Origin of the sequence: Streptomyces sp. NBC_01426 (assembly GCF_036231985.1) — a bacterium.
In the GTDB taxonomy this organism is placed as follows: domain Bacteria; phylum Actinomycetota; class Actinomycetes; order Streptomycetales; family Streptomycetaceae; genus Streptomyces.
In genome coordinates this window covers 1590196-1599964 of the sequence record NZ_CP109500.1, presented here as the reverse complement: position 1 = coordinate 1599964, position 9769 = coordinate 1590196, and the positions used below count along the sequence as shown (strand labels likewise).

9 protein-coding genes are annotated in these 9769 nt (G+C 74.7%); 6 read left to right on the top strand and 3 right to left on the bottom strand.

What is annotated here, in order from left to right; genetic code table 11:
• The first annotated feature begins 2 nt into the window (after positions 1–2).
• From OG906_RS07050 to OG906_RS07020, 6 genes are all read left to right on the top strand, one after another.
• Positions 3–827 carry an alpha/beta fold hydrolase gene (locus OG906_RS07050; RefSeq protein WP_329440994.1) on the top strand — a complete coding sequence of 275 codons (825 nt, stop codon included), beginning with the start codon at positions 3–5 and terminating at the stop codon, positions 825–827.
• Complete coding sequence (locus tag OG906_RS07045) at positions 824–1990, top strand: glycosyltransferase (protein WP_329440992.1); 1167 nt, start codon at positions 824–826, stop codon at positions 1988–1990. The genes OG906_RS07050 and OG906_RS07045 overlap by 4 nt, the downstream gene beginning before the upstream one ends.
• Positions 1987–3921, top strand: a complete 1935-nt coding sequence (locus tag OG906_RS07040) for a class I SAM-dependent methyltransferase (RefSeq protein WP_329440991.1) — start codon at positions 1987–1989, stop codon at positions 3919–3921. Before OG906_RS07045 ends, OG906_RS07040 begins: the two co-directional genes overlap by 4 nt.
• Positions 3918–4871 (top strand): galactokinase, encoded by a 954-nt coding sequence (locus OG906_RS07035; protein WP_329440989.1) that lies wholly within the window; start codon positions 3918–3920, stop codon positions 4869–4871. The genes OG906_RS07040 and OG906_RS07035 overlap by 4 nt, the downstream gene beginning before the upstream one ends.
• Before the next feature lie 59 nt (positions 4872–4930).
• Positions 4931–6190, top strand: a complete 1260-nt coding sequence (locus OG906_RS07030) for an alkaline phosphatase family protein (RefSeq protein ID WP_443067360.1) — start codon at positions 4931–4933, stop codon at positions 6188–6190.
• Between the two features lie 84 nt (positions 6191–6274).
• Entirely contained in the window at positions 6275–7510 is a 1236-nt protein-coding gene (locus OG906_RS07020) for a cytochrome P450 family protein (RefSeq protein WP_329440988.1), read from the top strand.
• Between the two features lie 130 nt (positions 7511–7640).
• Here OG906_RS07020 and OG906_RS07015 read toward each other — a convergent pair whose 3' ends face one another.
• The 3 genes from OG906_RS07015 to sigK form a co-directional block, all read right to left on the bottom strand.
• Entirely contained in the window at positions 7641–8228 is a 588-nt protein-coding gene (locus OG906_RS07015) for a fasciclin domain-containing protein (protein ID WP_329440987.1), read from the bottom strand.
• A gap of 175 nt (positions 8229–8403) precedes the next feature.
• Positions 8404–9189 carry an anti-sigma factor gene (locus tag OG906_RS07010; RefSeq protein ID WP_329440985.1) on the bottom strand — a complete coding sequence of 262 codons (786 nt, stop codon included), beginning with the start codon at positions 9187–9189 and terminating at the stop codon, positions 8404–8406.
• Positions 9186–9767 carry an ECF RNA polymerase sigma factor SigK gene (sigK, locus tag OG906_RS07005; protein WP_267799661.1) on the bottom strand — a complete coding sequence of 194 codons (582 nt, stop codon included), beginning with the start codon at positions 9765–9767 and terminating at the stop codon, positions 9186–9188. The genes OG906_RS07010 and sigK overlap by 4 nt, the downstream gene beginning before the upstream one ends.
• Between the last annotated feature and the right edge of the window lie 2 nt (positions 9768–9769).

Here is a 9769-nt window from a genome sequence, read left to right as displayed (position 1 = left end):
CCGTGTCCTTCGTCCGCGCGAACGGCCTGCGCTTCCACGTCCAACGGCTCCCGGCCGACGCCGGGTCCGACGCCGGCCGCCGACCCGTGGTGGTCTTCCTGCACGGCCTCGTCGTCGACAACCTGTCCTCCTTCTACTGCCCCCTGGCCGTGCCGGTGGCCCGGTCCGGGTTCGAGACCGTGCTGTACGACCTGCGCGGACACGGCCGTACGGAGCGGCCGGCCGGCGGGTACGACAGCGCCACCGCGGTACGCGACCTCGTGGCGATGCTCGGCGCCCTGGGCCTCGGGAACCGGCCGGTCCACCTCGTCGGCAACAGTTACGGCGCGACCCTCGCCGTGCACGCCGCGCTGGCCCGCCCCGACCTGGTCGTGGGGCTGACCCTGCTCGAACCGCCGCTCGCCGGGGCCTGGGTGGAGAACATGGTGGACACCCTGTCGGCCGCCGCGTTGAGCCTGGAGGACAGCCCGGTGCCGGCCGAGCTGCTGACCCTTCGGCTGCGGAAGGCCGCGAACCTGACCGCGATCGCGGACGACCTGCTCAACCGGACCAGCCTGATCGACGACATCGCGGCCAGTCGCGTCTTCACCCCGGCCGACTACGCACGGTTGGACTGCCCGACCCTGACACTGTGCGGGGAGCACTCCGAACTGCTGGCGGGCGGGCGGACGTTGGTACGTCATGCCCCGCGGGCGACGCTGACGGTCCTGCCGGGTCTGGGGCACGACGTACTCAAGGAGAGCAGTGGTGTCCTGCGGGAGACCGTGCTCGCCCACCTCGAAACGACGGCCGCGTCGCGGGCGCGGACGGGAGCTCTGATCCGATGAGGGTGCTGTTCACGGTTCCGCCGCTCGCGGGGCACGTCAATCCGACCGCCGCCGTCGGGGCGGAACTCGCCTCGCGGGGCCACGAGGTGGCCTGGACCGGGCCGCCCGGGGAACTCGCCCGACTGCTCCCCCCGCACGCCCGGATCCTCCCTGCGGGGGAGCACGTCGCGGGCGGCTACGCCGGGCTGCACGAGCGGTGGCGCGACCTGCGCGGGGTGGCCGCGCTGCGCTTCCTGTGGGAGGAGGCGCTGATACCGCTGGCCCGGGCGATGGAACCGGGGGTGCGCGCCGCGGCCGCCCGGTTCGCGCCGGACGTGTTGGTTGCCGACCAACAGGCCCTGGCGGGACCGATTGTGGCTCGTCGGCTCGACATCCCGTGGGTGACGTCGGCCAGCACCTCCGCCGAACTCACCCGTCCCTTCGCCGGATTCCCCAAGGTCGGGGAGTGGGTGTCGGAGCGGATCGGCGCGCTGCTGAGCGAGTACGGCGCTGACGACGGGGGCTGGGATCCGCGGTTCTCCGAACGCCTGGTGTGGGTGTTCTCCACGCCCGAGTTGGTGGGGACGGGCGCCGAGGTTCCACCGCACCACGCCTATGTGGGTCCGGCCTTCGGGGCCCGGCCGGCGGCGCCCGATTTCCCCTGGCGGCGGCTGGACCCGGCGCGCCGGCGGGTCCTGGTGTCGTTGGGCACGCTCAACCAGGAGGCCGGCATCCGGTTCTACCGCGCGGTCCTCGGCGCCGCCGAACGCCTCGCCGACGACGTGCAGTTGGTGCTGTCCGCCCCCGCCTCCACGATCGTGGGTCGGGCGCCGGCGAACGTGCTGGTCCAGGACGGCGTTCCCCAGCTGGAGCTGCTGCCGCACCTGGACGCGGTGGTCAGCCACGGCGGCCACAACACCGTGTGCGAGGCACTCGCGCACGGGCTGCCGCTGGTGGTCGCGCCCATCCGGGACGACCAGCCGATCGTGGCCCGCCAGGTCGTCGAGGCGGGCGCCGGCGTCCGGGTGCGCTTCGGCCGGACGGGGCCCGAGGAACTGCGCGACGCGCTCACGGCCGTGCTGGACGATCCCGGCCCCCGCCGGGCCGCCCGCCGCATCCAGGCCTCCTTCGCCGCGGCCGGCGGGGCCGCCGCCGCGGCCGACCGGTTGGAGAAGCTGTCATGACGCCACCCCCTTCGCACCGGGTCCGGTGGACCTCCGTCGCGGTCCTGGTCGCTCTCGGCGCGGGCACGGTTCGCTCCCACCGCAGGCTGCGGTCCCTCCCGGTGCTGCCCACGATCCCGCCGGCCGCGTCGACCGGGGTGCCGCGCGCCGCCGGCTGGCGGCTGCTGACGGCGCGCGGCGTCGAGCCCGATCCGGCGACCTTCCTGTCGGCCTGCGCGCACGCCGACCGGGAAGGCCTGCGGGTGCTCGACCTGCTGCCCGGCGACCTGGCCGTCGAGCGGGCCCTCGGGCTGCTGCGGTTGGTCGATCCGACCCGGTACGGGGCCGACCGGCTGGGCGAGGGCCGCGGCGCCGGGTTCGCCGTGCTGGTCGCGGAGGAGGTGCTGACCCGGGCCGGGGTGGAGGCCGGTGACACGCCCCGGGAGCCGGCGGAACTCCTCGCGCTGACACGCCGCTTGAAGGAGTACGCGCCCGCCGCGGCGGGGTTGGCCGTCGCACCGGCGCTCCGCGCGGGCCGCCGGCCGGAGCCGACCGGTGCGGTACGGGCCGCCGAGCTGCGGGCGCAGGGCCTGCCGCCGGGCACGGTCGTCGCGGCGCAGCTCGCCGGGCTCGGCCTGCTCGCGGCCGTCGCCGCACGGCAGGGGCGGTGGGGCGCCGCCGCGGCGGGGCTGTACTGGCTCCAGCCGTACCTGGTCCTCGCCGGCCCGGGATCGCCCCTGCGTCCCGCCGACCTCGCCGCCGCCGGCGCACTCCGGCCGGCGCGCGCGCTCGGCGCGGCCCTGCGGACGGCCGCCGACCTCGCCCGGACCTGCCCGGCGGCCGACGACACGGACCGGGCGGCCGCCTACCGGGCCGAACTGGCCGACGGCACCGCCCGGTTCCTCGAAGCACGCCGGCCGGACTGTCCGTGGTGCGGCTCCCGGCGGCTCACCGTGCGACTGCGGGTGCCGGACCTGCTCCAGGGCAAACCGGGCCGCTTCACCCTGGAGGAGTGCGGGGACTGCGGGCACGTCTTCCAGAACCCCCGACTGACTGTGGAGGGGCTGGAGTTCTACTACCGGGACTTCTACGACGGTCGCGGGGGCGAGAGCGCGGGATCCGTGTTCGGGCGGCTCGGCGACTCGTACCGCAAGCGCGCCGGGATGCTCGAACCGTACGGCGAACCGGCGTCCTGGTTGGACGTGGGCACCGGGCACGGCCACTTCTGCAACGCGGCGCGCGCCGTGTGGCCGAACACCCGCTTCGACGGGCTGGACATGGGTGACGGGGTCCGGGACGCCGAGCGGCGCGGCTGGGTGGAGTCCGGGTTCCAGGGTCAGTTCCCCGAGTTCGCCGCGAAGTTGGCCGGCCAGTACGAGGTGGTGAGCATGTACCACTACCTGGAGCACACCCGGGATCCGCTCGCGGAGCTGGACACGGCGGCCGCCGTCCTGGCACCGGGCGGGTTCCTCGCGATCGAGCTCCCCGATCCGCGGTCGCGGATGGCCCGCCTGCTGGGGTCGGCCTGGTTGCCCTGGTTCCAGCCCCAGCACCAGCACCTGATCCCGGCGGCGAACCTGCGGGAGGCGCTGGCCGACCGCGGGTTCACGGTCCTGGCCGAGGAACACGGTCAGGCCCACCAGGGCAACGACTTCGTCGGCGCGGTGGCCCTGACCACGACCCGGCTGGCCCCCGATCCGGACCGCCCGTGGGCTCCCCCGGCGGGGCCCAGGCGGCGGATCCTGGCCCGCGCGGTCCGGGCGGCCGCGCTGCCGTGCCTCGCGGGCGCGGTGGTGCTCGACGCGCTCCGCACGGTTGCGGCCCGCCGCACGGACGGCGGCAACGCGTACCGGATGCTCGCGCGCAAGGACGGCGGCGACCCGTACGCGATGCCGGCCCACACGGACGGCGACACCCCGCAGCGGATCCCGGCCCGCGGGGACGAGCGGTGACCGCCGGTCGGGTGGGCACGGTCGGGCCGGACCTGGCCCGCCGGGCCACCGCCGATCCCCTGTTCCGGCTGGTGGCGTACGCGTTGGAGGCGGCGCACGGCCGGCCCCCGACCGCCGTCTGGAGCGCCCCGTACGCCTTCCACCTGGACCGCGGCGCGTGGCCGGCGGGCTCCCCGGGCGGCCCGCACCCGGGCCCCGGCTCGGTCGCGGGCGCCGGCTGGCCGGTCGCCGCGGCCGCCGCGCCGCGTGACGACGGGCTGGTCCGACTCAGCTCGCTCGCCCACCCCGCCGACGGCTGCGATCTGCCGCTCACCCCGGCGGGGCCCGCGCCGACCCCGCCGGCCTGGGCGGTCCGTCCCTACGCGGTGCTGCGGGCGCTGGCCCGCGCCGGGTACGGGCGCGGCGGGACCGACCTGCACGTCCAGGGCTCGCTGACGGAGGCCTCCGGGCTGGACACGTCGGAGCCGGCGGACTGCGCGGTGGCGCTCGCGGTGGCCGACGCGCACTCGCCGCCGGGCGTGGATCCGGACCGGGCGGAGCTGGCCGGGCTGCTGGCCGAGGCGCTGCCGGACGGGGACACGGCCCTGCGCCGGGCGGCGCTGTTCGCCCGCCCCGGGCAGGCCCTGCTGCCGGGGGACTCCGACGCTCCCCGGTACGCGGTCTTCGACCCGGCGGCCTCGGGCGCGCGGCTGGTGCTCCTGGTCGTACGCGGCGATCCGGCCCGGTGGGCGACGGAGTCGGCCCGGGCCGTGGCCCGGGCCCGGGAGGCCGGGGCGCTGCGGGCCTGGCCGCCGGGGAGGCTCCCGGGACGGAGCGCGCTGATGCTGATGCCCGAGGAACGCAACACGGCCGTCCGGGCCGCCGTGGCACGGGAGTTCCGCGATCGGGCGTGCCCGGCGCCCCGGTTCCTGAACATCGCCGTGGCCGGTGGGGCCCGGCGCGAGGACTGAACACCCGCATCCCACCCACCACCCTGTCGGCGTCCCGCCGCATCGAGGAGGAAACGTCCATGCCCATCACCGCGAGACAGCGGACCCGAAGGTCCGCGCCGATCGCCGCACTCGGCGCGTTCGTGTTGCTCGCCGCCTTCACCGTAGCCAACTCCCAGGCGGCGGACGGTGGTTCTACGACAGCGCGGACGCGTTCCGTGGCGACCGCCGACGCCGCCGCGCTGCCGAGCTACGACCACGTGGTGGTCGTCGTGTACGAGAACAAGCAGTACGGGGAGGTCATCGGCAGCGCGAACGCCCCGTACATCAACCAGTTGGCGAAGGACGGCGCGAGCCTGACCGGCATGAAGGCGCTGACCCATCCCAGCCAGCCGAACTACTTCAACCTCTTCTCCGGCGCCACCCAGGGCATCACCGGCGACGGTTGCTACACCCCGCAGTCGATGTCCGCCCCCAACCTGGGCCAGGAGGTCCTCGCGGCGGGCAGGACGTTCGCCACGTACAACGAGGACCTGCCCGGCCAGGGCTCCACGGCCTGTACCAGCGGGCAGTACGCGCAGAAGCACAACCCGTGGTTCGCCTTCAAGAACGTCCCGCTCGACACCGGGAAGACCTGGGCGCAGTTCCCGCAGGGCGATTTCGCGTCGCTGCCGAACCTGTCCTTCGTCGTGCCGAACCAGTGCAACGACATGCACTCCTGCCCGGTGGCCACGGGCGACACCTGGACCAGGAACAACCTCGACGCGTACGCGCGGTGGGCGAAGGCCAACAACAGTCTGCTGGTGCTGACCTGGGACGAGGACAACTACCTCGGCTCGAACCGGATCGCGACGGTCTTCCACGGCGCGAACGTGAAGACCGGCGCGTATGCGAGCGCCTACAACCACCATCACCTGCTGCGCACCCTGGAGGACCTGCTCGGGACGGCGACGCACGCCGGCAACGCGGCCAACGTCGCACCCGTCACGGAGGTGTTCGGCGGCTCCACGGAACCCACGCCCACCCCCACGCCGACTCCCACCCCGACCCCGACGCCCACGCCGACCCCGACGTCGGGTGATCTGCGGATCGTCGACCCCGGACCACAGACCTGCCGCTTCAACCAGACCTGCACCATCCGACTCACCACCACCGGAGGCACACCCCCCATCCGCTACACCACCACCACACTCCCCTGGGGACTCACCCTCGACCCCACCACCGGACGCATCACCGGCACACCCTGGACCACCGGAACCCACCCCATCACCGCCACCGCCACCGACCCCACCGGCGCCACCACCCACACCACCTTCACCCTCACCCTCAACTGGTTCTGAGACGGCGCGGAGTCGGGCTTGAACAACCCGTCCTCCAAGCCGCACTGTTGGCCGGGTCTCTTCCACACGGTCAGGAGAATCGGCTTGTCGTCCCACACTGCAGACGCACACGTCATCGATCCCGCCGGGGGGTGTCCGCACGCCCTCAACGCCCGCCTGCGGTCCCAGGGCGCCGTCGCGGAGGTCGTCCTCCCCGGCGGAGTGCCCGGCGCGGTCGTCCTGGGCCACGACGCACTGAAGGAGTTCCTCGCCCACCCCGATGTCGCCAAGGACGCCCGGCACTTCCCCGGCCTGCGCGACGGCACCGTCCCCCGGGACTGGCCCCTGCGGGTCTTCGCCGACGCCCAGGGCATGCACACGGCCGACGACGCCGACCACCGCAGGCTGCGTTCACTCGTCGGCAACGCCTTCACCGCCCGCCGGGTCGAGCGACTGCGGCCGCGCATCGAGGAGTTGACCTCCGGACTGCTCGACGACCTCGGCGCGGCGGCGGCAGCGTCCCCGGACGGCGTCGCCGACCTCAGGACCCACTTCGCACTGCCCCTGCCAATGAGTGTCATCTGCGAACTGCTCGGCGTGGACCAGGAACACCGGGGGCGGCTGCACCACCTGTCCAACACGGTGATCGTCTCCACCGACACCACCCCGGCCGAGGTGATGGCCGCCGTGCGCGAGCTCGTCGCGCTCATGGGCACCATCGCCGCCGCCCGCCGGGCCGCACCGGGCGACGACCTCACCAGCGCCCTGATCGCGGCCCGCGACGAGGACGGCGACCGGCTCAGCGAGGCCGAACTCATCGGCACGATGCGGCTGATGCTCGTCGCCGGCCATGAGACCACCCTCAACCTGATCAGCAACGCCGTGCGCGCCCTGTGCACCCACCGCGATCAGCTCGCGCTGGTCCGCGAGGGCAAGGCGAGCTGGTCGGACGTGGTCGACGAGACCCTGCGCTGGGACGGCCCCGTCAGCTGGTTCCCGTTCCGCTACCCCACCCGGGACGTGACCGTGGGCGGGACCCTGATCCCCCGCGGCACCCCGGTCCTCGCGGGCTACACCGCGGCCGGCCGGGACGAGGCCGCGTACGGTCCCGGGGCGGACCGGTTCGACCTCACCCGGGGGAACAGCCGCAATCTCTCCTTCGGGCACGGTGCGCACTACTGCGTGGGCGCCCCGCTCGCCCGGCTGGAGGCCGGCATCGCCCTGGAGCGGCTCTTCGACCGGTTCCCGGACCTCGACCTCGCGGTGCCCGAGGCGGAACTGCCCTACCAGCGCAGCTTCATCGGCAACAGCGTGCAGACCCTCCCGATCCGTCTGGGGTGACCCGGCGCGCGGCGTCCCCCGGACCGGCCCGGGGAGGGCGCGGTCCGGCGGACGCCGGCGGGGGAGCGGGGTCGGGATTCGGGCGTCAGGGCCTTAGGCATCAGGCCTTCGGGAGCAGGCCTTCAGGGAATCAGGCCTTCGGCATCAGGACGGAGTCCACCAGGTAGACCGTCGCGTTGGCGGTGTGGACGTCACCGCAGACCACCGACGCGTTGCCGTTCACCTTGAAGGACTCGCCGGAACCGGAGGTGGTCAGTCGCTGCTTGGACAGGGTGTCGAAGGAGCCCTGCTCCAACTGCTTCGGCGTCAGCTCCTGGCCCACCACGTGGTAGGTGAGGACCTTGATGAGCTGTGCCTTGTCGGCCAGCAGCTTGTCCAGGTCGGCCTTCGGCACCTTGGCGAAGGCCTCGTTGGTCGGTGCGAACACCGTGATGTCCTTCGCGCTGTTCAGGGTGTCGACCAGGCCGGCCTTCTTGACGGCGGTGACCAGGGTCGACAGGGCCGGGTTGTTCGACGCGGCCGTCGCCACGGGGTCCTTGGCCATGCCGGCGAAGGAGCCCGAGCCGCCCTTCGGCACCGAGGCGCAGCCCGGTCCGAACGGTTCGCCGTCCGCCGCCATCGCGGAACCCGCGGCGAGAGCCGGCCCCAGGGCCAGTGCGGCCACGGCCGACGCGGCGAACGCCGCCCTGCGTATGCCTGTGTTGCGACGTGCTGTCATCACGTGACTCCTCGGGTCGGGTCGTTCCCCCCGCCCGCGGGCGCCCCGCCCGACAGTGCGGGTCGCGGGCGTCCCGGGTCTTCCTTCACACGGGTCATTCGGAGCCGCCGGGCGACCGGTTTGGTGGGGTGTGTCTGATGCGTGCCGCCCGGAGGGAGCCCCTCGGGCCCCGCTCCTACGCGGCGCCCGCCGCCGGGAACGCGAGCACCACCAGCGGATCCGTGGTCGGTGCGGCCGAACCGCCCGCCGGTTCCTCCGTGACCCCGACCCCGGTGGCGGGGCCCACCTCGCCCCTGAGCAGCGCCGGCGCGTCGGGTCGCGCCGGGTCCATCAGCCCGGCCGGACGCATGACGCCCTTCGGGTCGGCGTACCACAGCTGGTACACCCGCCCCTCGGGCGGCGCCGCCAGGCCATCGGCCACGAACACGGCCCGGTCCCGGTCCCGGGAGAGCACCACCGTGCCCGTGCCGCCGTCGGCCATGCGGCCCGTGGTCAGCCGCGCGTCGGGCGCCGCCAGCAGCTCCGTGAGGGCCGCCGCCCGCGCCTCGACCCGTCGGGCGTCCTGCCGGGCCGTCTCGGCCCGCTGGTACTGCCAGGCCGCCACCCCGCCGAAACCGACCGCCGCCGCGAGGCAGGCCGCCAGGGCCCAGCGGAGCCAGGGCGGGGCGGGCCGCGCGTAGTGCGCGGGCACCCGTACGGGATCCGGCCGCGCGGGCACCGCCCGGATCTCGCGCAGCACCGACTCCCAGAGCGCCGGCGGCGGCTCCACGGCCACCGCCCGGCCCAGCAGGGCCGCGGTGGCCGCGAGTTCCGCGACCTCCCGCAGGCACGCCTCGCAGGTCTCCAGGTGCGCCTCGAAAGCCGCCCGCTCCGCCGGGGGCAGCGCGTCCGTGACGTAGGCGCCCGTGCCCTCGTGCATGCGCGTCGCGCCTTCCGCGCCTTCCGTGTCCTCTGTGCTCATCCGCCGTTCACCCCGAGACAGTCGCGCAGCCGCAGCAGCCCGTCGCGCAGGCGCGTCTTCACGGTACCCAGCGGCACCGACAGCTCCTCGGACACCTCGCGGCAGGTCAGACCCCGGTAGTAGGCCAGGGTGACCGACTGGCGCTGGATCTCGGTCAGCGAGCCCAGGCAGCGCCGCACCCGGTCACGCTCCTCGTGGTGCTCCACCGCCTCGCTCACCTCGTCGAACTCCGGAAGCGCGGCCTCCAGCCGCGCCGCGCGCCGTTCCCGCTCGGTCGAGGCCTGCGCGGAACGCACCCGGTCCACCGCGCGGCGGTGCGCCATCGTCAGCACCCAGGTCCGCACGCTGCCCCGGTCGGCGCGGTAGCGCCCGGCGGTACGCCACACCTCGACGAGCACCTCCTGCGCCACCTCCTCGGCCTGGGCCCGGTCGCGCAGCACCGTGTACGCCAGGCCCAGCACGGACCCGCTCACCGCCTCGTACACCGAGACGAAGGCGTCCTCGTCCCCTTCGGCGACCCGGCCGAGGAGGGCGGACATGCCGTCCTCGGCGCGGTCCGCTCGTGTCACGTCGTTCACGG

Bases quoted from the DNA above. Each gene is read 5' to 3' on its own strand.
- OG906_RS07010 (WP_329440985.1), bottom strand. From the start codon at position 9,189: ATGAGCACAGAGGACACGGAAGGCGCGGAAGGCGCGACGCGCATGCAC.
- OG906_RS07015 (WP_329440987.1), bottom strand. From the start codon at position 8,228: ATGACAGCACGTCGCAACACAGGCATACGCAGGGCGGCGTTCGCCGCG.
- OG906_RS07040 (WP_329440991.1), top strand. From the start codon at position 1,987: ATGACGCCACCCCCTTCGCACCGGGTCCGGTGGACCTCCGTCGCGGTC.
- OG906_RS07030 (WP_443067360.1), top strand. From the start codon at position 4,931: ATGCCCATCACCGCGAGACAGCGGACCCGAAGGTCCGCGCCGATCGCC.
- OG906_RS07045 (WP_329440992.1), top strand. From the start codon at position 824: ATGAGGGTGCTGTTCACGGTTCCGCCGCTCGCGGGGCACGTCAATCCG.